Source organism: Hymenobacter saemangeumensis (assembly GCF_039541835.1).
Classification (GTDB): domain Bacteria; phylum Bacteroidota; class Bacteroidia; order Cytophagales; family Hymenobacteraceae; genus Hymenobacter; species Hymenobacter saemangeumensis.
This window is the reverse complement of sequence record NZ_BAABGZ010000006.1, coordinates 112,682-136,857: the sequence shown is the minus strand read 5'-3', so window position 1 is coordinate 136,857 and position 24,176 is coordinate 112,682. Positions and strand designations below refer to the sequence as shown.

General features: G+C 65.1%; 20 protein-coding genes. 11 read left to right on the top strand and 9 right to left on the bottom strand.

Annotated elements, in window-relative coordinates; genetic code table 11:
• Nucleotides 1-17 precede the first annotated feature (17 nt).
• On the bottom strand, nt 18-2,075 hold the full coding sequence (locus ABD919_RS01050) for an alpha amylase C-terminal domain-containing protein (RefSeq protein ID WP_345232979.1): 2,058 nt from the start codon (nt 2,073-2,075) through the stop codon (nt 18-20).
• 164 nt (nt 2,076-2,239) lie between these two features.
• Here ABD919_RS01050 and ggt point away from each other — a divergent pair, with 164 nt between their 5' ends.
• A complete protein-coding gene (gene ggt / locus ABD919_RS01045; RefSeq protein WP_345232978.1) occupies nt 2,240-3,985 on the top strand; it encodes a gamma-glutamyltransferase in 1,746 nt (581 codons plus the stop codon).
• A 142-nt stretch (nt 3,986-4,127) separates the two neighbouring features.
• Entirely contained in the window at nt 4,128-4,436 is a 309-nt protein-coding gene (locus ABD919_RS01040; RefSeq protein ID WP_345232977.1) for a DUF6799 domain-containing protein, read from the top strand.
• Between the two features lie 137 nt (nt 4,437-4,573).
• On the opposite strand, the gene ABD919_RS01035 is transcribed toward ABD919_RS01040, so the two are convergent.
• Nucleotides 4,574-4,951 carry a hypothetical protein gene (locus ABD919_RS01035; protein ID WP_345232975.1) on the bottom strand — a complete coding sequence of 126 codons (378 nt, stop codon included), beginning with the start codon at nt 4,949-4,951 and terminating at the stop codon, nt 4,574-4,576.
• A gap of 166 nt (nt 4,952-5,117) precedes the next feature.
• Complete coding sequence (locus ABD919_RS01030; RefSeq protein WP_345232973.1) at nt 5,118-6,194, bottom strand: NYN domain-containing protein; 1,077 nt, start codon at nt 6,192-6,194, stop codon at nt 5,118-5,120.
• Nucleotides 6,195-6,332: 138 nt separating this feature from the next.
• Here ABD919_RS01030 and ABD919_RS01025 point away from each other — a divergent pair, with 138 nt between their 5' ends.
• From ABD919_RS01025 to ABD919_RS01015, 3 genes are all read left to right on the top strand, one after another.
• Nucleotides 6,333-9,233 (top strand): TIM-barrel domain-containing protein, encoded by a 2,901-nt coding sequence (locus ABD919_RS01025; protein WP_345232971.1) that lies wholly within the window; start codon nt 6,333-6,335, stop codon nt 9,231-9,233.
• A gap of 194 nt (nt 9,234-9,427) precedes the next feature.
• Nucleotides 9,428-9,952 carry a GNAT family N-acetyltransferase gene (locus ABD919_RS01020; protein WP_345232969.1) on the top strand — a complete coding sequence of 175 codons (525 nt, stop codon included), beginning with the start codon at nt 9,428-9,430 and terminating at the stop codon, nt 9,950-9,952.
• 64 nt (nt 9,953-10,016) lie between these two features.
• Nucleotides 10,017-13,130, top strand: coding sequence for a TIM-barrel domain-containing protein (locus ABD919_RS01015; RefSeq protein WP_345232967.1), 3,114 nt, complete (start codon nt 10,017-10,019; stop codon nt 13,128-13,130).
• A gap of 93 nt (nt 13,131-13,223) precedes the next feature.
• Here ABD919_RS01015 and ABD919_RS01010 read toward each other — a convergent pair whose 3' ends face one another.
• A complete protein-coding gene (locus tag ABD919_RS01010) occupies nt 13,224-14,972 on the bottom strand; it encodes a T9SS type A sorting domain-containing protein (RefSeq protein ID WP_345232966.1) in 1,749 nt (582 codons plus the stop codon).
• A 248-nt stretch (nt 14,973-15,220) separates the two neighbouring features.
• On the opposite strand from ABD919_RS01010, the gene ABD919_RS01005 reads away from it, so the two are divergent.
• Nucleotides 15,221-16,633 (top strand): alpha-amylase family glycosyl hydrolase, encoded by a 1,413-nt coding sequence (locus ABD919_RS01005; protein WP_345232964.1) that lies wholly within the window; start codon nt 15,221-15,223, stop codon nt 16,631-16,633.
• A gap of 25 nt (nt 16,634-16,658) precedes the next feature.
• On the opposite strand, the gene crcB is transcribed toward ABD919_RS01005, so the two are convergent.
• Nucleotides 16,659-17,030 carry a fluoride efflux transporter CrcB gene (gene crcB, locus ABD919_RS01000; protein ID WP_345232963.1) on the bottom strand — a complete coding sequence of 124 codons (372 nt, stop codon included), beginning with the start codon at nt 17,028-17,030 and terminating at the stop codon, nt 16,659-16,661.
• 163 nt (nt 17,031-17,193) lie between these two features.
• Between crcB and ABD919_RS00995 the strand changes: the two genes are divergently transcribed.
• Together ABD919_RS00995 and ABD919_RS00990 are read left to right on the top strand one after the other, a co-directional pair.
• The gene (locus ABD919_RS00995; protein WP_345232961.1) at nt 17,194-18,141 is read left to right on the top strand and encodes an aldo/keto reductase; all 948 of its coding nucleotides are present in this window, start codon (nt 17,194-17,196) and stop codon (nt 18,139-18,141) included.
• A 630-nt stretch (nt 18,142-18,771) separates the two neighbouring features.
• The gene (locus tag ABD919_RS00990; RefSeq protein ID WP_345232959.1) at nt 18,772-18,900 is read left to right on the top strand and encodes a hypothetical protein; all 129 of its coding nucleotides are present in this window, start codon (nt 18,772-18,774) and stop codon (nt 18,898-18,900) included.
• A gap of 57 nt (nt 18,901-18,957) precedes the next feature.
• Here the strand turns inward: ABD919_RS00990 and ABD919_RS00985 are convergent, their stop codons facing one another.
• The 3 genes from ABD919_RS00985 to ABD919_RS00975 all read right to left on the bottom strand — a co-directional run bounded on the left by ABD919_RS00985 (nt 18,958) and on the right by ABD919_RS00975 (nt 21,102).
• Complete coding sequence (locus ABD919_RS00985; RefSeq protein WP_345232957.1) at nt 18,958-19,530, bottom strand: hypothetical protein; 573 nt, start codon at nt 19,528-19,530, stop codon at nt 18,958-18,960.
• Between the two features lie 267 nt (nt 19,531-19,797).
• On the bottom strand, nt 19,798-19,953 hold the full coding sequence (locus ABD919_RS00980; RefSeq protein ID WP_345232955.1) for a hypothetical protein: 156 nt from the start codon (nt 19,951-19,953) through the stop codon (nt 19,798-19,800).
• Between the two features lie 117 nt (nt 19,954-20,070).
• Nucleotides 20,071-21,102 carry a transglutaminase-like domain-containing protein gene (locus tag ABD919_RS00975; RefSeq protein WP_345232953.1) on the bottom strand — a complete coding sequence of 344 codons (1,032 nt, stop codon included), beginning with the start codon at nt 21,100-21,102 and terminating at the stop codon, nt 20,071-20,073.
• A 143-nt stretch (nt 21,103-21,245) separates the two neighbouring features.
• On the opposite strand from ABD919_RS00975, the gene ABD919_RS00970 reads away from it, so the two are divergent.
• Nucleotides 21,246-22,109 carry a helix-turn-helix transcriptional regulator gene (locus tag ABD919_RS00970; RefSeq protein ID WP_345232951.1) on the top strand — a complete coding sequence of 288 codons (864 nt, stop codon included), beginning with the start codon at nt 21,246-21,248 and terminating at the stop codon, nt 22,107-22,109.
• Nucleotides 22,110-22,362: 253 nt separating this feature from the next.
• Nucleotides 22,363-22,761, top strand: coding sequence for a DUF983 domain-containing protein (locus ABD919_RS00965; RefSeq protein WP_345232949.1), 399 nt, complete (start codon nt 22,363-22,365; stop codon nt 22,759-22,761).
• Nucleotides 22,762-22,840: 79 nt separating this feature from the next.
• Here the strand turns inward: ABD919_RS00965 and ABD919_RS00960 are convergent, their stop codons facing one another.
• A complete protein-coding gene (locus tag ABD919_RS00960; RefSeq protein WP_345232947.1) occupies nt 22,841-23,605 on the bottom strand; it encodes a serine aminopeptidase domain-containing protein in 765 nt (254 codons plus the stop codon).
• 115 nt (nt 23,606-23,720) lie between these two features.
• Between ABD919_RS00960 and ABD919_RS00955 the strand changes: the two genes are divergently transcribed.
• The gene (locus ABD919_RS00955; RefSeq protein ID WP_345232941.1) at nt 23,721-24,176 is read left to right on the top strand and encodes a hypothetical protein; all 456 of its coding nucleotides are present in this window, start codon (nt 23,721-23,723) and stop codon (nt 24,174-24,176) included.

Here is a 24,176-nt window from a genome sequence, read left to right as displayed (position 1 = left end):
GGCTTGGGCCAGGCGCCCTATTCCCCCACCGCCCCTAGCACCAGCGCCGTGCGGTTGGTCACGTACAGGCTGAGCCGGGGCGCTTCCAGCGTGCCGCCCCCACCCAGCGTGTCGTAAATCACGGCGGGGTCGATGCGGTTGAAGCCGCCGAAGGCTGCATCATCGGAGTTGAGCAGCAGCTGGTAGCGGCCGGCTTTGGGCACGGGAATGCCGTAGTCGGGCAAGCTGCGCTCGGGGCTGAAGTTGAAGACGAACACCAGGCCGCCGCGCTCGAAGGTGAGCACACGGTTGCCCTCGTCGTGGTTGAGCAGGCGGGCGGCGGGGGCGGCCAGCAGGTGCTGCTCCCGGGCCAGCCCAATCATGGCCTTGTCGAAGTTGCCCAGGAAGTGAAATTTCAGGTCGGGGTTGTCGCCCAGGCTCCACTGCCGGCGGGCGTAGTGGTAGCTCCAGTCGTTGCCGGCCCGGGGGAAGTCGACCCACTCGGGGTGGCCGAACTCGTTGCCGATGAAGTTGAGGTAGGCCTCGCCGCCGGTGGCCAGGGTGATGAGGCGGATGAGCTTGTGCAGGGCCAGGGCGCGAGCCGCGCCGGGGTCGGGGTCGCCGGCCTGCATGTGGTGGTAGATGGCCGAGTCGAACAGCCAGTGCGAAAGGGTTTTGTCGCCCACCAGGGCCTGGTCGTGGCTTTCGGCGTAGGCCACGGTTTTCTCGCCGGCGCGGCGGTTGGTGAGCGTGTGCCAGAGGTCGCCCAGGGGCCAGTGCTCGTCGGGCGTGTGCTTGAGCAGCTTAATCCAGTGGTCGGGAATGCCCATGGCCAGGCGGTAGTCGAAGCCCACGCCGCCTTCGGCAATGGGGCGGCACAGGCCGGGCAGGCCGCTCATATCTTCGGCAATGAGCAGGCACTCGGGCCGCAGCTCGTGGGCCAGGGTGGTGGCCAGCTGCAGATAGAGAATGGCGTCTTCGTCGGCGCCGGGGCCGAAGTAGTTGTCGTAGCCCACGAAGGCCACGCCCTCGCCGTGGTGGTGGTAGAGCATGCTCGTCACGCCGTCGAAGCGGAAGCCGTCGAAGTGAAACTCCTCCAGCCAGTAGCGCACGTTGGAGAGCAGAAACTGCTGCACCTCGGGGCGGCCGTAGTCGAACAGCTTGCTGTCCCAGCCCGGGTGCTGGCCCCGCCCGCCCTTATGAAAGTAGAGGTTGCCCGAGCCGTCGAAGTCGGCCAGGCCCTCGGCTTCGTTTTTCACGGCGTGGGAGTGAACCACGTCGAGTAGCACGGCAATGCCGCGCCCGTGGGCCTCGTTGATGAGGTACTTCAGGTCTTCGGGTGTGCCGAAGCGGGAGCTGGCGGCGAAGAAGTTGGCCACGTGGTAGCCGAAGGAGCCGTAGTAGGGGTGCTCCATCACGGCCATGAGCTGCACGCAGTTGTAGCCATCGGCCTGAATGCGGGGCAGGATATTATCGGCAAACTCGCGGTAGCTGCCCACCCTCCCCTCTTCGGTGGCCATGCCAACGTGGGCCTCGTAGATGAGCGGCTCGGGCACGGCCTGGCTGGTGCGAAATTCCTGGTCGGTCCAGGCGAAGGGCGTGTCGGGCTGCCAGTACTGCGCGGCGAAGTCCTTGCTGTCCTCGTCCTGCACGGCGCGGCGCAGCATGGCCGGCAGGCGGTCTTTGGCCCCGGTGGGCGTGACGACGTGCACCTTATAGCGGCTGCCGTGGGTGAGGCGGCCGGCATACTCCGCATCGGGCAGAAACACCTCCCACACGCCGTACTCCAGCTTTTGCAGCGGGTTGGCCAGGTTGTCCCACTGGTTGAAATCGCCGACCAGGGCCAGGCTGGTGGCGCCCGGCGCCCACTCGCGGTACACGAAGCCGCCGCGCCCGGCGCTGTGGTGCAGGCCCAGCTGCTGGTGGGCAGTGGCGTAGGCCGTCAGGGAGCCGTGGTAGCGCGTGATTTCGGCCAGGCGCTCGCGCAGGCGCTGCTGGCGGCGCAGCAGCACGGGCTCGTAGGGCTGCAGCCAGGCGTCGTGCTGCACCAGGGCCAGGCGGGGAGCAGCAGGGGCGGTAAGGGTCTTTTTTGCCATCGGGATAAAGCGGTGAAGCTCAAAAGTAGCTTGTAGATGAATAGATAGAACCATGTAGAGCAAGCAGCCCTGCCAGGCGGCCGCGGCCGCGCAATGTAGGGGGCGGGCCCGCCCCGGCCAGTAAATCCCGCGGCGGATTCCAATCCCGGCGTTTATTTGTGGTTATGAAAACCCAATGGCTGGCCATACCCCTGGCCGCGGTGCTGGCCTGCACCACCGAGCGGCCCGTTACTTCGTCGTCGCGCAGCTTCGAATCGGCCTTATCGGCCCCCATCCCCAAAGCCGCGCCGCCCGTGGTTACCAACTACGCCATGGTGGTGTCGGCCCACCCGGAGGCATCCAAGGTGGGCACGCTGGTGCTGCAGCGCGGCGGCAACGCCTACGACGCTGCCGTGGCCGTGCAGCTGGCCCTGGCCGTGGTGCTGCCCGCCGCCGGCAACATCGGCGGGGGCGGCTTCCTGGTGTACCTCGACCGCAACGGCTCGGCCGGCACCCTCGACTTCCGGGAAACGGCGCCGTCCGGGGCCAGCCGCGACATGTTCCTCGATGCCCAGGGTAACCCGCAGCCGGGCCTGAGCACCGCCGGGGCGCTGTCGGTGGGCACGCCCGGCACCGTGGCCGGCATGGCCGAGCTGCACAAGCGCCTGGGCAAGCTGTCCTGGCCTTCGCTGGTGCAGCCGGCGGTGGCCCTGGCCGCCAGGGGCTTCCCTCTCACCGAGAAGGAAGCCCAAGGCCTCAATGGCGCCCGCGCCGAGCTGCTCTTACACAACCCCGACGCAGCCCCCGCCTACCTGCGCGAAAGGCCCTGGCGGGCCGGCGACACCCTGCGCCTGCCCGAGCTGGCCCGCACCCTGGAACGCATCCGCGACAAAGGCCGGGCCGGGTTCTACCAGGGCGAAACGGCCCGCCTGCTGCTGGCCGAGATGAAGCGCGGCAAGGGCCTCATCAGCCAGCGCGACCTCGACGCCTACCAGCCCCAGTGGCGGGAGCCGGTGCGGGGCCGCTACCGCGACTATGAAGTTATTTCCATGCCCCCGCCCAGCAGCGGCGGCGTGGCCCTGCTGCAGATGCTGCAGATGCTGGAGCCGGTCGACTTCAGCCAGCTGGGCTACCACTCGCCCGGGGCTACGCACTACATCACCGAGGCCGAGCGCCTGGCGTATGCCGACCGCGCCACCTACCTCGGCGACCCCGACTTTGGCCGGGTGCCGGTGCAGCGGCTGCTCGACCTGGACTACAACCGCTACCGGGCCGGCACCATCCGCCGCGACGGCCGCGCCACGCCCAGCGCTCAGGTGAAAGCCGGCGCCGGCCTGCCCGGGTACGAAAGCACCGAAACCACGCACTTCAACATCGTGGATGCCTACGGCAACGCCGTGAGCTGCACCACTACCCTCAACGGACGCTACGGCAGCTACGTGGTGGTGCCCGGCGCGGGCTTTCTGCTCAACAACGAGATGGACGACTTCTCGGTGAAGCCCGGTGCCCCCAATGCCTACGGGCTGGTAGGCGGCACCGCCAACGCCATTGCCCCGCGCAAGCGCATGCTCAGCTCCATGACGCCCACCATCCTCACCCGCGGGGGCAAGCTGGCCCTGGTGCTGGGCTCGCCCGGCGGGTCCACCATCATCAGCAGCGTGCTGCAAACCATCGTGGGCATTGTCGACTACGGCCTGAACGCCCAGCAGGCAGTGGCTGCCCCGCGCCTGCACCACCAGTGGCTGCCCGACCACATCGACGTGGAAGCCGGCGCCCTGCTGCCCGCCGCCCAGGACACCCTGCAGCGGCGCGGCTACACCCTCAAGCCCCGCGCGCCCTGGGGCCGCGTAGAGGTGATTCGGGTGCTGAGCGACGGCATGCTCGAAGGCGGCGCCGACCCCCGGGGAGACGACACGGCCCTGGGGTACTAGTGCCCGCCCGCGGGCTTACCCCCGGCACCTTGGCCGCGCTGGCGGCCCGGTGTAAATCTTAGAAAATAAAGTTGTATTATAGTCTCAGCGTAAGCTACTTTAGCATCCATTCATTCCAGGCATACCTTTTTTCACTTCACTTATGAAAAACGCTCTCAAGTTCCTACCGGCCCTGGCCCTGTTTTGCTTTGCCGGCACCGCCCACGCCCAAACGGCCCCGGCCAAGGCAGGCACGGCCCAAACCACCCCTGATACCGGTGGCTACATCTATATGAACAAGGGCAAGATGATTCAGGTGGAGGCCAACGGCTCGATGATTCCCATGGCCAATGAAGTAACCCTGGCCGATGGCAGCAAGGTGCGCAAAGACGGCACCGTAATCAGCAAGTCGGGGAAAACCAGCACCCTCAAAGACCAGCAGCAGATTGGCATGGACGGCAAAATGCGCTAAGCACCTGCCCGACCTCGCTTCAACAGAAAAACGGCCCCGCTTCCTGTAACAGGAGGCGGGGCCGTTTTCTTGGTCTGATACCAATATGTACGCTTAGCGCATGGGCACCTTATAAGCAACGCGACAAGCGCAGTTGCTTAGTGGGTGTGTACGGGCTGCTGGGTGGCGGCAATCTGGCGCAGGTTGCCCGCAGCGGCGATGAGTTTCTGGCTCAGCTCGCGCATCTTGTCGCCGGTGCCTTCGAAGGTGTGAATACCCATGGCCGCTTTGGCCGTGAGCTCGCCCAGCAGCTGCATGGAAACGGCCATGCCGGCCGCGTTGCCGTGCCCGATGTGGCTGTTGAGTACCTCCAGCTCCTGGCTGATGGCCCGCAGGGCGGGGCTGTTGGCGTTGTTGAGGTGCTGGCGCCAGTTGGCCGCGTGCTGCTGGCCAATGGCCGGGTCGCCGCCAAAGCCGTTGCCAACGGCCGAAAACAGGGCCTGAATGCCCGATTCCATTTCAGAGAAGAAGCTCATGCTTTATTGAGTTATGAGTTATGAATTATGAGTTATGAGGTGGGGCCGGCGGCGTGGGGAGCCGGCTCTGAGCTGCCACAGGCTGTTTCAGACTGCGAAATACGGAAACAAGCAACCAGAAACCAGCAACCAGGAACAAGAAACCAGAAGCCAGGCACCGGAAACGCTATTCCTCGCCGGGGTTCAGCTCCCACACGTCGGGGTGGGTGTAGTTGACGACGATGACGGAAAAAGGGTGGGGCTCGCCTTCGCGCTTCTCGATGCGCAGGGCCCCGGCGTCGCGCAGCTTGTTTATCAGGTCGCGCCGCTCCCAGTCGGGCAGCTCCGACAGCTCGTCGGTGAGCTGCCGCATGAAAGGGCCCAGCCACAGCTCCGACACGTGGCGCTGCTGCTTGGCTTCGAGCTTGCGGAACTCACTGAGGATAAGACCGAGAGCGCGGCGTTCCAGCTCGCGGGTAAGGCGCCGCACGGGGTTGAACGCCGCCTCGTCCGCGGCTGGGCGCACGGGCGGCGGCCCCAGGGGGCGCGGGGCGGCCTGGGCCGGCACGGGCGGCACGTACGGCTGGGGAGGTGCCGCCGCTTCATCGGCCGCCGCTTCCGGGGCCGGGCTGTTGCGCAGGGCCAGGGCTGCCGCCGAGGGCACGCCCACCAGGCCCTGCTCGCGCAGGCGGCGGCTTTCCTCCTGCAGGCGCAGGCGCTCGCTGCGGCGCTTTTCGAGCAGCTCCACCGTGTCGGGGGCCAGCAGCTCGCGGGCGTCGTAGAAATGCTGGCTGCCCAGGTTCTGAATCAGGTCGCCGGAAACGGCCTCGCGGAAGCCGGCCACCAGCACCTGCCGGGCCTGCCGGCGCAGGTGCTGCAGCACGGGAATGTAGTCGCGGTCGCCGGCCACCAGCACAAAAGTGCCAATGTCGGGGCGGGTATACATCACCTCCAGCGCGTCGATGCAGAGCTGCATGTCGGCGGCATTCTTATGGTCGGTACCCAGCACGTTGCGGGTGCTCACGCCCATGAGGTAAAAGGCGCCCTGCGGGGCCGTAGGAATGCGCTCAAAGTCAGCGTAAGCATTGATTACCAGGCAGTCCAGACCCTTTGTACTTAGCTCCTCGCGCAGCTTTCGCACAATTTCCAGCACGTAGTCGTTGAGGTCGGGCGGGTCGTGAAAGTGGTTTTTGAGAAAGTAGAAAACGTTCTCAAAGTCAATAAAAACGGCAGCGTAGGGGGAGGCTTGGGTTTTACTGGACATGTGGCAAATGTACAATTGGGTTCGGGGGGTTGGGCGTTTTCACCGGCTTTTAATGCCTTTCTTTCCCGAATGGCCGGGCTTATACAAGACGCAAGCGCCGGGGCCGTAACTTGCCGCCTCGTGTATTGCCCTGCGTCGATGAAGTCCGTTTTCCCTTCCCTGCTTTCTCTTTCCTTTCTAAGTGCCGGCCTGCTGCTGGCCCCGGCTACCCAGGCCCAGCGCGTGGGCGATGCCCCCGGCCCCGACCCGTTTGGCAAGCGCACCGTGGCGGCGCGGGTGGTACCGGGCGGGCAATTTCAGTCGGCCTTTATGGACAACAGCACTTTGCAAGTGAATGCTTCCGATGGCAGCGTGGTACAGGTACGGCCTTGGGCTAAGGGCGTCGTCCGGGTAACTTACTTCGCGCCTGGCCGAATGCCCAAGGCCGATAGTTCCATCAGCGTGGTGCAACCTCCGGCTCTGGACCAAGCACAAGTAGTTGAAAAGCCTGACCGGCTGTGGCTTGTAGGTGGGCCATTGTTGGAAGACAAAGTTGTGAGGGTGATGAAAGGCACGATGCAGGTAGAAGTCTGTTCAGCCGAAACAGGCAACCCCATCGTTCCGCAAGCCGCCACCCCCTTCCGCCGTCAGGCCGCCTCCCCCACCGCTGCCACCAAGCCCGAGCCCGGCGGCACGGCCGTGCGCTTCCGCCTGCAGCCCGGCGAGCAGCTGTACGGCACGGGCTCCCGCGCCCTGCCCGTCGACCGGCGCGGGCACAAGCTGGAGCTCTACAACGAAGCCCACTACGCCTACCAGAACGGCGAGCCCACCCTAAACGTGACCCTGCCCGTGGTGCTGAGCAGCCGCGGCTACCTGCTGCTGTTCGACCACTACACGGCCGGCAGCCTAGACCTGGGCGCCACCAACAAAGACGTGCTGGAGTACAGCGGCGAAGGCCTGACCTCGCTTTCCTACTTCGTGGTGACGGGCAAAGACCAGGGCGAAATCCTCAACCGCTACACCGCCCTCACCGGCCGGCAGCCCCTGCCGCCGCGCTGGGCCCTGGGCCTGATTCAAAGCCGCTTCGGCTACCGCTCCGATGCGGAGACGGAAAACGTGGCCGCCCGCATGCGCCGCGAGGGCTTTCCGCTCGATGCCCTGGTGCACGACCTGTACTGGTTTGGCGGCACCACCCGGCAGGGCGACCTGGAGTGGGACCGCCGCCACTTCCAGGACCCGCTGGGCATGATGAAGCGCCTGGAGCAGAAGGGCGTGAAAACCGTGCTTATCTCGGAGCCTTACGTGATGCGCACCTCCAGCAACGACTCGCTGGTACGCACGCGCGGGCTGGTGGGCACCGACGCCGCCGGCAAGCCGTTCACAGTTTCCTCGTTCTGGGCCGGCCCGGCCACCATCCTCGACATGTACAAGCCCAGCGCCCGCGCCTGGCTGTGGAGCTACTACAAAAAGCACCACGACACCGGCGTGCACGGCTGGTGGAGCGACCTGGGCGAGCCCGAAAACCACCCCGAAGCCATGCGCCACGTGCTGGGCCCCACCCGGCAGGTGCACAATGCCTTCGGCATGGCCTGGGCCAGCATCCTCTCGGAAAACTACGCCAAGGAGTACCCCAACGAGCGGCTGTTCAACCTGGCCCGCTCGGGCTGGGCCGGCATGCAGCGCAACGCGGTGTTTCCGTGGAGCGGCGACGTGCAGCGCACCTGGAGCGGCTTCCAGGCCCAGGTGCCCATCATGCTGAGCATGGGCGTGGGCGGCGTGGGCTACATGCACTCCGATGCCGGCGGCTTCTGCGTGGGCGGCATCGACAGCGAGCTCTACACCCGCTGGCTGCAGATGGCCAGCCTCTGCCCCATCATGCGCCCCCACGGCGAGGGCGTGCCGCCGGAGCCCTTCTTCTACCCCGAGCCCTATAAGAGCGCCGTGCGCGACGCCGCCCACCTGCGCTACCAGCTGCTGCCCTACCTCTACACCCTGGCCTGGCAGAATACTACGACTGGTGCGCCTTTGGCGCGGATGATGGAGTATGATAAGCAGTTATCAGTTGACAGTTATCAGTTGTCAGGTCGTTCTAATAAAGCTGACGGTAGAACGTCACTGACAACTGATAACCAACAACTGACAACTCCCTCCAACGACCAATACCTGCTGGGCCCCAGCCTGCTGGTGGCGCCGGTGCTGCAGCCGGGCCAGCGGCGGCGCAACGTGGTGCTGCCCACCGGCAGCTGGATTGACTTCTACTCCGGTCAGACCCTGGCCGGGGGGCGCACGGTGAGCATGCCGGCGCCGCTGGCCCGCACGCCGCTGCTGGTGAAAGCAGGCGCCTTCCTGCCCATGACCAACTACCGGCCCAGCACGGCCCGCTACCAGCCCGACACCCTGCTGCTGCGCTACTACCCCGACCCGCAGGTGACCGAGTCGGAGTTTACCATGTATGACGACGACGGACACTCGGCCCAGGCCCTGGCCCGCAAGGAGTACGAGACCCTGACCATGCGCGGCTTCTACAGCCGCGCCCAAACCGACATCATCCTGAGCAGCGACGGCGAGTACCCGGGGCAGCCCTCGTTTCGGCTGCTGCGGCTGCTGGTGCAGCGCGTGGCCGCCCCGCCCGCGCAGGTGCTGCTCGACGGCAAGCCCACGCCGGCCGAAGCCTGGAGCTACGACCCTGCCCGCCACGAGCTGGACGTGCACTTCCTGATGAATGCCGGCACGGCCGTGAGCCTGCGCGGCCTGCTGCTGCAAACCCGGCCCGTGGGCAGCGTGGAGCCGGAAACGTTTACCCTGGAGGTGCCGGAAAACCGGAGCTTCGGGCCCGGCGGCACCACGCTGCGCTACACCCGGCACGCCGCTGGTGCGGCCATGCCGCTGCGCATTCTGGATGCGCGGGGCCAGGTAGTGCGCGAGCTGCAGCTGGCCGGCAGTGCCGGCGCGCACACCCTGAAATGGGACGGCCGCAATGCCCAGGGCCAGCCCCTGCCGCTGGGCGTGTACACGGCCGAAGCCGGCGGCCAGCACCAGCGGCTGATTGTGACGCAGTAGTATTTGAGCTTGCAAGCGCTCTGAGACATGAAAATCATAGAGCGTCATGCTGAGCGGAGCCGAAGCGGAGTCGAAGCATCTCTGCCACGAGAGTAAATCCTTTATGTTAAGATTACTGCTGGGGCAAGATGCTGCGCTCGGCATAAGGTCCTTTTTAGTGTAAACTCTGCCTACTTAACATTCTTGCTTCTGCGATGACTATCTCCCCCACCCCCCGTCTGTACTTCCGGGAGCTGCGCGAAGCAGACGCCCCCGGCATGTTTGAGCTGGACGCCAACCCCGCCGTGCACCGCTACCTCGGCAGCCAGCCGCTGACGGAGGTCAGCCAGAGCCTGGCCATGATTCAGGATATTCAGGCCCAGTACCGGCAGTTTGGCATTGGCCGCTGGGGCGTGTTTCTGCGCGCCACCGACGAGTTTATCGGCTGGGCCGGGCTGAAGTTTATTGCCGGCCCCCTGAACGGCCGCACCAATGTCTACGACCTGGGCTACCGCTTCATCGAGCGGTTCTGGGGGCAGGGCTACGGCTACGAGGCCGCCCAAGCCTGGCTAAACCACGGCTTCGAGCAGATGAAGCTGCCGCTGATTTCAGCTTACGTGGATGAGCAGAACCAGGCCTCCCGCCGCATTATGGAGAAGCTGGGCATGCAGCTGGGCAACTCCTTCGAAGACGAGGGCGACATCTGCGTGTGGTACGAGCGGTCCAATCCGCAGCTTTAAGCGCCGGGGCAGGTAGCATGGTCTTTGCTGTAGCTTGCGGCTTACTCAGCCTTTTCCGGATGCTATGCGCCACTCTCTACTCGGCCTGCTGCTTTTCTTCGCCCTCGCCTTCCCCGGCCTTGCCCGGGCCCAGGCTGTGGCCACGCTTGCGCCCCAGCAGCTGCCCAGCCTGAGCGACTCGCTCACCATCACCTTCGATGCCACCCGGGGCGATGCGGGGCTGGCCAGCTTCAACGGCGACGTGTACGCCCATACGGGCGTTATCACCCCGGCCAGCACGTCGTCCAGCGACTGGAAGCATGTGCAGGGCAGCTGGAACCAGCCCGAGCCCCGGCTGCGCATGCGTGCCCTGGGCAACCGCCGCTACAGCCTGCGCATCCGGCCCGACACCTTCTACGGCCTGCTGCCGGGCACCCAGGTCAACTACTTCGCTTTCGTGTTCCGCAACGCCGACGGCAGCCGCTCGGGCCGCAACGCCAACGGCTCCGATGTGCTGCTGCCGCGCTACACGGCCACCACCCGCAACTACGCAGGCCATCAGTGGAGCGGCGGCCTGCTCAGCGTCAGCACCTCCGATGGGGCCACGCTAACGGTTCAGCCCTACGCCCCGGCCGTGCTGCGGGTGGGTTTCTACCCCAGCGGCGTGGCGGCCGTGCCCGCCCCCAGCCTGGCCGTAACGGCCACGGCCAGCGGCAGCGCCACCGTGGCCGACACGCCCGCCCGCCTGGAGCTGACGGCCAGCGGCATCCGCCTGAGCATTGAGAAAATGCCCCTGCGCCTGGTGTACCGCCGCGGCACCGACACCCTGCTGGTGGAGGCCCCGGGCTACTTTGAAGCCGGCAGCCTGCGCGGCGTGCGCTTCGGCCTGCGGCCGGGCGAGGCCCTGTACGGCACGGGCTTCCGCGCCCTGCCCATCGACCGGCGCGGGCAGCGCCTGGAGCTGTACAACCAGGCCCACTACGGCTACCAGAACGGCCAGCCCAACCTCAACATCAGCATCCCGCTGGTGCTGAGCGGGCGCGGCTACGGCCTGCTGTTTGACGAGCACCTGCCCGGCTACCTCGACCTGGGCCAGGCCGACGCCAACACCCTCGAATACGGCACCGAAAGCAGCCGCCTGGGCTACTTCGTGCTGGCCGACACCACCATACCCGAGCTGCTGCGCTCCTACACCGCCCTCACCGGCCGGCAGCCCCTGCCCCCGCGCTGGGCCCTGGGCTACATCCAAAGCAAGTACGGCTACCAGACGGAGGCCGAGTCGCGCAGCATCGTGCAGGCCCTGCGCGGGCAGGGCTTCCCCCTGTCGGGGCTGGTGCTCGACCTGTACTGGTTTGGGGGCATGAACCGCATGGGCGACCTGGACTGGGACCGCAGCCGCTTTCCCAACCCCGTGCGCATGCTGCGCGACTTCGACTCGGTGGGCGTGAAAACCGTGCTCATCGCCGAGCCTTACATCACCCAGCAGAGCCGCAACTACGCGGCCGCCCAGGCCGGCGGCCTGCTGGCCCGCGGCAGCACCGGCGCCCCCTACGTTATTGGCAACTTCTGGGCCGGCGCGGCCAGCCTGCTTGATATGAGCAACCCGGCCACCCGCAGCTGGATGTGGCCCTTCTACCGGGCCCGCACCCTGGAAGGGGTAGGCGGCTGGTGGAGCGACCTGGGTGAGCCCGAAAACCACCCGGCCGACATGCGCCACACCGGCGGCACGGCCCGGCAGGTACACAACAGCTTCGCCCAGCAGTGGATGGAGCTGCTGCACGACCAGTACCGCCAGGAGTTTCCCGGCCAGCGCCTGTTCAACCTCACCCGCTCGGGCTACGCGGGCATGCAGCGCCTGAGCGCCTTCCCCTGGAGCGGCGACATTCAGCGCAGCTGGAGCGGCCTGCAGGCCCAGGTGCCGGTGATGCTGGGCATGGGCCTGAGCGGCGTGGGCTACATGCACTCCGACGCCGGCGGCTTCACCGGGGGCGGCCTGCAGCCCGAGCTGTACATGCGCTGGCTGCAGTTTGCGGCCTTTACGCCCATCATGCGGGCCCACGGCGAGGGCGTGCCCACCGAGCCGGTGTTCTACCCCGAGCCCTACAAGAGCATCGTGCGCGACTACGCCCGCCTGCGCCACCGCCTGCTGCCCACCACCTACACCCTCGCCTGGGAAAACAGCCAGACCGGCGCCCCCCTGACCCGGCCGCTGAGCTGGGAGGCGGCGGTGCCGAACACCGTGCCCTCCCTCAACGACGCCTTCCTCTGGGGCCACGACCTGCTGGTGGCGCCGGTGCTCAGCCCCGGCCAGACCCAGCGCAGCGTGTACCTGCCCGGCAATAGCTACTGGGTCGACTACTGGACGCGGCAGGTGTACCGCGGCGGCAGCACGGCCACCGTGGCGGCCCCGCTCAGCCGCCTGCCCCTGTTTGTGCGCGGCGAGGGCTTCCTGGCCCTGCAGCCTTACCGCCCCAGCACGGCCCAGGGCGTGCTCGACACCCTGCAGCTGCACTACTACCCCATCATCGGGGGCAACAGCGCGCCCTACTTTGTGTACGACGACGACGGCCGCACGCCCGATGCTTACGCCCGCGGCGAGTACCAGCTGCTGCGGTTTCAGGACTACCCCACCGGGGCGGCCGACATGACGCTGGTGGCCACGGCTACTGGCGCCGGCTACGTCGGGGCCCCGCGGCAGCGCGAAATCGAGTACCACATCCAGCGGGTGAGCCGGGCTCCTTCGCTGGTGACGTACGATGGGCAGAACCTGCCGCTCTCTGCTAGCCTGGCCGCCTATGCAGCCCAAGATTCGGCGGCTTACTTCGACGCGGCCAGCAACGTGCTGCGCGTACACTTTAAGTGGCGGCACCAGCAAGTGGCGGTGCGCGTATTCAACCTGCGGCTGAACAGTATCCCGGCCCGCCCAAGCTCGTTGCGGCCCATCAGCCTGAATGCTGCTTACCCCAACCCCTTCAGCAGCGAAACCACCATCAGCTGCGAGGTTAGCCAGCCGGGCCGCTACCAGCTGCGGGTGTACTCGCTCACGGGCCAGCTGCTGGCTACCCTGCCGGTAGACGCCAAAGCTGCCGGCACGCACACCCTGACCTGGCCCGGCACCGGCAGTGCCGGCCAGCCCCTGCCGCCCGGCGTGTACCTGCTGGAGCTCAACGGCCAGCACCAGCGCGTGGTGAAGCAGTAAGACCTAAATGCTATCCCTTGGAAGCGGGATACTTTTAACTGCCAGCTACGCTAGAACAGTGGAAAAACTGAAGCCTTTCGCCGCCAGCAAGCTCTAGGGATGAGCGGACCAGAGCAGGCGCATGCTTTGTCCGCCACTTCGCACTACGTATACGCCGGCGGGCAATGCTACAGGCAAGGCCAGGGCTAAGGGCCCTTGAGCGGGCATACGGCCCCGGCCCACATTGCGGCCCAGCATGTCGAACACTTCCACCGCTTGGCCCGGGGCCGGGCCCGTCACCTGCACCGGCATACCCGCGCTGGCTGGGTTGGGCCACAGCGCCAATCCTACCTGGCGTGTTGAAGCCGCCGTAGCTGCCAGCGGGCCGGCCGTCATGCGGGCCAGCACGCCGGTGTTCATATTGGGCCCGGCATTCTGCAGTGTGAAGGCCCCGAGCGTGACTGATGGCGTACTGAATGAGGTAGCTAAATGCAGCCGGTTTTGCCTATCAACTTTTAATATAGGATAGGCTAGCGGAATCAAGGACTGACTCGACTGCCAGGCTCCCGTTGCCGCATCCAGTTGCCCAAGCTCCGGGTCTCTTCCGTACTGGGGTACATTGGTAACGGTACCCGTTACATACAAACGACCTTGGGCGTCCACGGCAGGCTGACCTAATACTTCGTCGTAAGGCCCTCCTCGTTGCATAGCCCAACTCCAGGTTTGAGTACCTAAATCAAACCTGGCCACGAAGGCATCGGAATGATAGTTATTCGTATACAGGGGCGACATCGGACTTCGCGGGCGTTGCAGGCTTTGGTTCGGGAGCACGAAATTGCCAAGGCGCGCGGCTGGCCCTTCATAAATACCGGCAAAGTACAGATGCCCTTGGCCATCACTGACAACCCCACCTCCTAGTTGGTTCTGCTGGGTAAGAGCATCGCCCTGCACAGCCCACTGCCAAACACCTGCCGCAGTGCTTTTGGCGATGAATATGTCACTGCCCATGGGGTTAGGCGCGCCGGTAATGCGCCGCGTCAGCAGGCGCGTGTTCCCGAAGCGAACCGAGTCAGTGAAGGTTCCGGTAAAGTATAGCTCGCCCTGCGGGTCCACCTCCAAGGTGCCTAAATAGGGATTGCCATTGCCCACGTGCCGGGCCCAGAGCCAGGTACCAGTGGCTGAGAGCTTGGCCAGGTAGGCGTCGCGGTATTGGCTGCTTGTGCCAACGGCGCGATTAGGCAAGTTCAGTGGCGTGCCCGGCCCAAAACTGTTGACTTGGCTTTCGCTGTTGCCGACCACGTACACATCCCCGCTAGGCATTACCGCCAGCGCGTTGACATAATCATCGCGGGTGCCACCCACGCGACGGGCCCAGCGCCACTGGCCCGTAGAACCGTCCATCTTGGCCACGAAACCTTCAGTCAGGTTGTTGCTGGAATTGTAGACAATTACGCCAGGCCCCAGGCGTAGGCTGAAGGAGCTAAAGCCCCCGCCCACGTACAGGTCGCCAGCTGCGTCTAAGGTCAGGACCGTGGCATACCCATCTTGGTTGTCGTCGGCCTGCGTGGCCCAGAGATAGTTGCCCTGCGGGTCGAGCTTGGCCACAAACAGCCCTCGTACGTTGGGCGATACAGACAGGATGGTATTACCCAGCAGTACCGAACCCCCAAAGGCCCCGGCCACGTACTGGTTGCCCTGCGCGTCGAAGACCATACGGAAGGGACCAAAGCCCATTGAGCCCGGGCCACTGGCGCAGGTTATGGCCCGGTCGAAGGTGGGGCCTTGCGCGCTGGCGTTGCTGCCTGAAAGCAGTAGCACGAATACCACCAGGGCACTCCCAAAACGTGTCAGGTACTTCCTCATCGCCACAATCGGTTGGGTGTACCCGCGCTGGTGGACGGGCCTGGCATTGACTGGGGCCCAAGGTAAGTAGTTTTTATTCACCTGACGCTCATAATACTGCTTACCCGGAATGGCTTATGCGCCTCCCGGCTACCCAGCAGTGCGCAGCGGCCAGCACCAGCGCGTGGTGAAGCAGTAGCGTACCATTCGTACCGATTGTTGAAGGCAGGTGCCGGTTCAGGATGATGAAAGGCCGCGTACATTTCGGAATGCGACATTTCCTTTTGCTCCTGCTGCTGACGCTGGCTGCCTGCCAGTCAACCGATAAGAAAGAAACGACTGCAGCAAAGCAGGCAGTGGCCTGCCCGCCCCCGCCGGCCCCCTTCACCGTGCGGCACCCGGCCTGGATGGACGATGCCACCATCTACCAGGTAAACGTGCGGCAGTACACGCCCGAGGGCACGTTCCGGGCTTTTGAGCAGCACCTGCCGCGCCTGCAGCAAATGGGCGTAAAGGTGCTGTGGCTGATGCCCATCAACCCCATCGGCAAGCTCAACCGCAAGGGCAGCCTGGGCAGCGCCTACTCCGTGTACGACTACCGGGCCGTGAACCCGCAGCTGGGCACCCTGGCCGACTTACAGCAGCTGGTGAAGGCCGCCCACGGCCGCGGCATGTACGTCATCCTCGACTGGGTGGCCAATCATACAAGCTGGGACAACCCGCTAACCAAACAGCACCCCGACTGGTACACCCGCGACGCCAAAGGAAACTTTCAGCCGCCCGTGGCCGACTGGCAGGACGTCATCGACCTGGACTACGGCAAGCCGGCCCTGCGCCGCTACATGACCGACGCCATGCTGTACTGGGTGAAGGAGGCCGACATCGACGGCTACCGCGCCGACGTGGCCGGGCTGGTGCCTACCGACTTCTGGGAAAGCACGCGGCAGGAGCTGGAAAAGGTGAAGCCCGTGTTTATGCTGGCCGAGTGGGACGAGCTGCACGACCCGCCCTTCCTCAAGCCCGGCGAGTTTACGCCCCACACGCATTTACTCGAAAAGGCCTTCGATGCCACCTACGCCCTGCACCTGCACGGCCTGCTCGACAGCCTGGGCCGGGGCCAGAAGCCTACTTCCGCGCTGGCCCGCTACTACGCCGCCGAGCGCCGTATGTACCCGGCCGGCGTGCAGCTCATGACCTTTACCAGCAGCCACGACATCAACGCCTGGGACGGCTCGGAGTACGAGCGGCTGGGGCCCAATGCCCAGCCCATGGCCGTGCTCACGGCCCTGCTGCCCGGGGTGCCGCTCATCTACAGCGGGCAGGAAGCCGCCCTGAAAAAGCGGCTGCGCTTTTTCGACAAAGACACCATTCCCTGGAACGGCTACCCGCTGCAGGACTTTTACACTACGCTCGTCAAACTCAAGAAAAGCCACCCGGCCCTGCGCAACTACGACGCCTGCGCCGAATTCCGCCTGCTGCCCAGCTCATCAAAAACGGTGGTGTTTGAACGACGGAAAGGCGATGCCGCCGTGCTCGTCGCCGTGAACCTGGACGCCCGGCCTCAGGCGGTGCCGCTGCCCGCCGCTGAGGAGGCCCGCCAGGACGTATTCAGCAAGCAGCCCGCCCCGGCCGATACCCTGCGCCTGCCCGCCCACGGCTGGCGCGTGCTGGCCAGCCAGTAAGCATCCGAACCTGCCCGTACCCCCTTCACCCCCGCGCCAGCCAGTAGCTCCCGGCGGCGGCCAGCACGCCCAGCACCACGCTGCCCCCGGCATAGAGGGCAGCCAGCAGCACCTGCCCGGCCCGCAGCAAAGCCAGGTTTTCCAGCGCAAAAGCCGAAAAGGTGGTGAAGCCCCCGCAGAAGCCGGTGATGAGCAGCAGGCGCCAGCCGCTGCCCAGGCCGTGGCGCTCCATCGTGCCCAGCAGCAGGCCGGCCAGCAGGCAGCCCAGCACGTTTACCGCGCCCGTGCCCACCGGCCAGGGCAGCGGGAAGCGCCCCTGTACCGCCTGCTGCAGTACGTAGCGGCCCATAGCGCCTATTCCGCCCCCCAACCCCACCAGCATGTAGGAATACATCATGCGGCAAACTTACGCGGAGCCTATCTACTTTAGGAGCCGCCCTCACGTATGCCTAGGCTGGGTTCTGAAAGTGGTGCCGTAGCCAGAATATGCCGCGCCACACCAACAACCTCGTCCGACCGAGAATTTTTAATTCATAATTCATAATTTTTAATTCCCTACCATGCTCCGTCCCCTTGGCCGCTCGGGCCTTTCCACTTTCCCGCTGGTGCTAGGCGGCAACGTTTTCGGCTGGACCATTGATGAAGCCATGTCTTTTGCCGTGCTTGATGCTTTTGTAGCCGGTGGCGGCAACATGATTGATACGGCGGACGTGTACTCGGCCTGGGCGCCGGGCAACGCGGGCGGCGGGCAGTCGGAAACCATTATCGGCAAGTGGCTCAAGCAGCGGGGGCGGCGCGACGACGTGCTCATTGCCACCAAGGTGGGCTACGAAATCGACGCCGAGCACCGCGGCCTGGGCAAGGCCTACATCATCCGCTCGGTAGAAGACTCGCTGCGCCGCCTCCAAACCGACTACATCGACCTGTACCAGTCGCACAAGGACGACGCCAGCGTGCCCGTGAGCGAGCCCCTGGAAGCCTACGCCCAGCTTATTCAGCAGGGTAAGGTGCGCGCCATCGGGGCGTCGAACTTCACGGCGGCCCGGCTGCGGGAGGCCCTGCAGGCCAGCCGTCAGCACGGCCTGCCCCGCTACGAGACCCTGCAAAACCAGTACAACCTCTACGACCGACACGACTTCGAGCAGGAGCTGGCTGCCATGCTGACGCAGGAAAATATCGGCGGCATTCCCTACTACGGCCTGGCGGCAGGCTTCCTCACCGGCAAGTACCGGCAGGCCGAAGACCTGAAGAAGAGTGCCCGCGGCGCCGGCGTAGGCCAGAAATACCTCAACGAGAAAGGCCAGCGCCTGCTCCACGGCCTCGACGCCGTGGCCGACCACCAAGGCGCCACGCCCGCCCAGGTAGCCCTGGCCTGGCTGATGCAGGCCCCCGGCGTAACGGCGCCCATTGCCAGCGCTACCAGCGCTGGCCAGGTGGAAGAACTGCTGGAAGCCACGGAAATGCGCCTGACAGCGGATGATATTCGCACGCTGCAGGCGGCGGAGTAGGCGCAAACCTCACCCCCGGCCCACACCGCTTGATACGCGGAATCCTCCGGGGTGCCTGCTCCGGTGTCGTGTTTAACTGTACATTCTGACATGACACTTCGTGTACTATTCCTTCACTTGCAGTTCTTGTTGAGCGTGCAGGCATTCGCCCAAGCCGGGTTAGCGAATACGGCTGCCCACGCCCAAGCAGCTGCTCCACCGCACTTGGTGGTGAAAGTGACGATTGGGTCCATCGATGCCAATGACACGTATTTTGTGCTGCCCGCCAAGCTTGCTGCCCCAGTTCCCCGTGCCCCGATGGCCGGGAGCGAACCCGACGTGTTTGCCCTGCTCCGTGCGTTGGGTGGCACCCCCTTGGTCTTCCAGGTCCCGGGGCCCTACGCCGTGCGCTGCTGCGCCGTTGATACGGCAGCGGCGGCTCCCACCCCTGCAAACTCTACCGCGTTACCCCGCTACAACGCCGCCGCTGGACGGCTCAAGTCGGTGAAGCCAGCCGCCGGTAGTGGCGCCTTGTGGGCGGGACGCCGGTCACACCGACGGCAATTCATGGTCGTGGAATGTATCCGGGCATCCCTGACTTGGTGCACCTGCCCCCGGTTATCGGGGCAAGAGTACTTAGCCGGAGCCGCCGTGCTGCAAGCTATAGACGACCTGCGCCCGGCCACCAAAGACGAAGCCGATATGGTGCTGGCCCGCTTAACACCGAAGAGCTTGCCCGATTATATCCGGGTAAAATCGTATAACCGGCGCAAGAAGTGAGCCCAGCAGCCCTGCCAGCCTTTTTGCTAGTCCAAGTGCTACGCTGACCACTAGCAGCTAGGGCAGGTGCTTAAAGAATGCCACGTGCCCGGTCGACACGATGACCCGTGCATAGCCTCCGCGCAAGCCCACGTAGGCCGTGTCGCCGAACACGGCCACGGAATTGGGATAGAGCCCACCCCAGAATGCGCGCGGCACAATCACCTCTGGTTGCAGCGCCCGGATTACGATGAACCCGCTGCTTTGCGCGATGTAGAGGTTGTCGCCCTCACGCGCAAACGCTTCGGGGGCATCATCAAACGCAAGCACCTGGGTGTACCCCCAAGCCGGTGCCGTGCCCGTCACGCGGTACAGGGCTCCGGCTCTGTAGCCCAAATGGGCGAGGCCTTCGATGAAGTACACCTGGCCATTGTGCTGAAAAATGAACCGCACGTTCCCCTGCTTAACTACCACGGGCGGGGCCTGCTTGTCGGAGCTAAAAAAACGCAGTACGCCGCCAAATTCACCGTAGTCAACACCCTCGAAGCGCCCGGCGGATGTGGCCAGCTCGGAAGTGTACCTCGGGCTTCCCAGGCCTGTGATGAGTTTACCGTTTTCGTTGCGGACGGAGTAACCAAATGCTTTGTTCAAGCGCAACACCATGGGGTCCCACGGTTGGGGCAGGGGCACTTCTTTGAAAAAGAGGGGCCTATTAAGCTGTGCCTCGCTGGGAAGCACGCTGCACAACCAGCAGACCGCGAAAAGCCACAAGCAGAACCAAGATGGCCGAACAGCAGAAGTCATACAATAATAGGCGCCGACAGTAAGGAGGCACAGGCAAGCTCAGGGGCGCATTATGCAATAATACCTTGCTTTGACGAGTCGAAACCTTTGGCTGAACCGACGCCGGAGGGACTTCTACTGGATGTAGCTCACGCCTGCAACGGTATCCTGCACCAGAAACGCGCGGACGTCTTTGGGCGCTAAAGGCCCCATGTCGTACTGCCAGACCACGGCTGCGGGCGGCTCAGCCCACGCATACACCGTGTCGGGCGCCCCTAATAAGGCGCACAACTGTTTGACCAGGGAAGGCATGGGAGCGACCATACAAACTGTCGGTCCCGACCACTGAAATCGTCAGGCTCCCCTCCCCCGGAGAACTTCGCGCACCAAGCGGCGTGGGGCCGGGGTTCACGGAGCCACCGCCAAATCCTCAAACTCGTAAACCCGCTCCACCTCCAGGGGCTTACCATCGGCTTCGGCATAGGGAAACACGAAGTAGTTGAGGGGCGGGCCGGCCTGGGCGGGCGTCAGCGTCAGGTCGCGGCCGCGGGAGAATTCCACGCGGTTTTCGTCGTGGGCGCCGAAGAAGTAGTCGCGGCGGGCGGGGTCTTTGGCGGCCTCGGAGGCATCGATGGGCACCCAGCCGGTTTGGGGCGTGAAGAACTCGGCCCAGCAGTGGTAGCCCTTGATTTCACCTTTGCCGCGCCCGGCCGGCAGCGGCAGGCCGATGCTGAAGCGGGCCGGAATGCCCAGGGCCCGGCAGTAGCCGATGAACAGGGCGTGGAAGTCGGTGCAGTTGCCGCGGCGCACGTCGCAGGCGTAGTAGATGTCGCCCCGGCCCCAGCCCTGCCCCGACTTGTCGTAGGTCATGGTGCCCACCACGTGCTGGTAGATGGCGCGGGCCTGGTCGAGGTCGGTTTTGGCGCCGGCCTGCTCCACTACCTCCCGGGCCTGCTGCCGGATTTGCGGGTCGAGCGGCACGAGGCGGTCGGGCGCCAGCCAGCGGGCCTGGTCGGGGTCGGCGGGCGCGGGCCGGCTTTTGCCGGGCTGCCCGGCGGGGAAGTTCAGGTGCTCGCGCCGGCTGACGCGGGCCGTAAAGCGCAGGACCAGTGGGGCCGTGGGCATGGCTGGCAGGCGCAGGTGCAGCATGGTGTTGCCAAAGGCGCCGCGCTCGATTTTGTACGGCACCGGCGACTCCACCTGCAGGTCGGCTACGGTCTGGGACGGGTCGTTGTGGGGCACAGGCACCCACAGGTCGAGGGCATGGGTGCCGGCGGGTGGCACGGGCACGGTGGCCTGGCAGCGCAGGGTAAAGGTTCGCACGCGGGGAGCTTTGGGGGGTGCCGGGGGAGTGAAAGCCAGCCCGGCGGCCGTCAGCAGGGCCAGGCCGAGGCGGGCAAGCCGGCGCGACGGGCCGGAAGGTAGAGCAGATAGAAACACGTAGGAATGGAATAGCAAGGCTGCAAAGGTACCGTACCGGCCGCGGGCGCGTCCACCACAGCATGTCCTAATATTGCAGCGTCTGTCGTCCCGGCACTGTCGGCAGCCGACACCAACACGCTTTTTCAGGAGGTAAGCCCGGCATGAAAAACACCACTCCACCTGTCCTCGCCCTGGCCTCCTTTCCGCAGGCCCAGGCGCGCCGGCCCTACTACGTGGAGCGGCTCGAAACCCATGTGCGCCGCTTTCCCCACGTAAACGAGCCCCACGCCCACGACTTCTACCTCCTGCTCTACATCACCCAGGGCCGCGGCAGCCACACCGTAGACCTGGTGAGCTACGAGCTGCAGCCCGGCAGCCTCTTCTTCCTGGCCCCGGGACAGGTGCACCACTGGCAGCTCAGCGACGACGCGCAGGGCTACGTGCTGTTTTTCGATGCCGACTTCTACCTGTTCCGCTACCCCGGCTCGCGGCTGTACGACTACCCTTTCTTCAGCAGCTCCCACCCGCCGGTGCTTTACCTGGCAAGCGGGGAAGCCGAAATTCAGCCCCTGCTGGCCCGCATGCTGGCCGAGTACGGCGGCACCCAGGCCAACCAGGCCGAGGTGCTGCGCAGCTACCTGCACCTGTGCCTGGAGCTGGCCAGCCGCTACTACGGCGCCGATGCCCCCGCTCCCGAATCCAGCCTGGCCCAGCAGCAAATCCGGCAGTTTGGCGCCTTGCTCAACCAGCACTACCGGCAGCGGCGCAGCGTGCAGGACTACGCCGAGCTGCTGCACCTGAGCGCCAACCACCTCAACGCCCTGTGCCGCCGCGTGCTGAATAAAACCGCCTCGGCCCTGATTCACGAGCGGGTCATCCTCGAAGCCCAGCGCCTGCTCAGCCACAGCGCCCTGAGCGTGGGCCAGGTGGCCGATGAGCTGGGCTTTGCCGATGCCTCCTACTTCGTGCGCTACTTCCGCAAGTACGCCGGCCACACCCCGGAAGCGTTTCGGCAGCAGCGTTGATTTGTCCTGTAAGTACCCGCAAGTAGGCTGCCAGGGCCCGTACCCCAGGAAGTAATTTTGTATAGTTGATAATTCAAAGGCTGGAAAAGCTTCCGGTTGAGGTTCAAAACGGCGCTATCTGCGTATAGCCTCTGGCTTCATCGTTCGCTTAATCAGAGAAGATTTCGCGAACAAAGCAGCACCGCCGCGACCCTATAAAAGGCCTGGTTTCTCTTTTGAAGTCCGTCTTATTACTTACTACCCAATACCATCCATGGCTGCTCCTGAATCTTCCACCTTGTCGCTGCTCGACCTGCGCTGCCCGCGCTGCCACCAGGGCCGCTTGTTTTCTACCTCCGCGTTCAACATCACCCGGTTTGCGCAGATGCCGGCCCAGTGCCCGGTCTGCGCCCAGTCGTTTGAGCCGGAGCCGGGTTTTTACTACGGCTCCATGTACATCACCTTCGCCTTCAACGTGGCTACCATGTTTGCCGTCGGCATTCCGTTGTACTACCTGTTCGGTAATCCCGATACCTGGGTGTATGTGGTGGTGGTGACGGCCGTCACGCTGCTGCTCACTCCGGCCATCCTGCGCTACTCCCGAGCCCTGATGCTGTACTGGTTCGGCGGCGCCCACTACGACCCGCGCTGGAGCAAGGCCGGGGCGCGGTAGCACCTCCTTTTTTTGAGTTAAAAGTTAAAAGTGAAGAGTTAAAAGGCGGGTCTGCTTTTTAACTCTTCACTTTTAACTTTTACTTCACAAAGGCCTGGATATGGCGCAGCATCTCCGCCTTCTGCGCTGCCGAAGCGCCGTCGTACATGTCGTTGTGCAGCTGCCCGGCCAGGGTAACCACGATGGTACCATGCTGCTGCTGCTCGGCGGGGGTGGGCAGCACGCCGGGGTCGGCCTGCTGGTCGCTGGAGCGCAGGCCCAGCACCCGGGGCCGGCTGGCACGGGGGAAGGGCACCCGGCGGTTGTCGAGGGAAATGACTTTATCCACCAGGGCGGGCTGCTGCTGGGCCAGCAGCATGGAGATGTCGCCACCGTGGGAGTGGCCCACGAGCAGCAGCGGAGCTTTTTGCAGGGCAGGCTCCCAGCCCTGCAGCTGCTGCCGCACAAAGAGCAGGTTCTGCACGCCCCGCTGCCAGCTGGGCATCCGCGCCTGGTAGACGGTGCCTGTGGTCGCCAGGGGCGCATCGCCCGGCAGCTCATGCTGCACGCTGGCCACCAGATAGCCTTCGGCAGCCAGGGCTTGGGCAATAAAGGAATAGTCCGTGTACTGTCCCCCATAGCCGTGGCTGAGCAGAGCCAATCCGACGGGCTTTTTTCGGGTGGCCGGGCGGTAGAGCGCCACCGGAACTTCCCGGCTCCGGCTGGCATCGTACAGCTTCAGCAGCTCCGGGGCTGCAGTGGTGGCGGAAGCAGCTTCCGGGGCAGGCAGGCTGGCTCTCGGCTTGGTGCCCAGGCAGGCGCTGAGCAGCACACCCAGGACTAGCGCGGCAGTAATCTTTTTCATAGGGTAGAGCAGGCGGCCCGGCAGTTTTCTGTGAAGTCCTGGCCGGGGGCAAACTTACGGCTGGCGCTCCTGCCGCTCATTTCCGTATGGGCAATGGTTTCCAGTCACCATCCGTATGCTTCCCGCCAAACTCCAGGAATGGGCCCGCCGCTACCTCCCCGCCGAAGCCCTGTCGCTGGCGGCTACCCTGGGTGCGGCGGCCCTTACTTTTCGGGCTACGCAGAACGGGGTGAGCACTGCCCTGGCCGCCACCTGGGCCGGCAACGTGGCGTTTTTCGGCTACATCCTGCTGATTGATGTGCGCAGCGCCCGCCGCAGCCGGCTGGCAGCGGGCCAGCCTTACACCCTGGCCACTTTCGGCCGCAACGTGCGGGCCCTGCTGGTAGAGTTCGGCCTGGCCGAGCTGGCCGACAGCCTGCTCATCCGCCCCGCGCTGATGTACTACGTGCCGCGCTGGCTGGGCCACCTGGGCTGGGGCATCACCCTGGCCAAGTTCCTGGCCGACGTAACGTTTTACATCCCGGCTATTATCGGGTACGAAGTGAGCAAAAGGCGGCTGCGGGACTTTTAG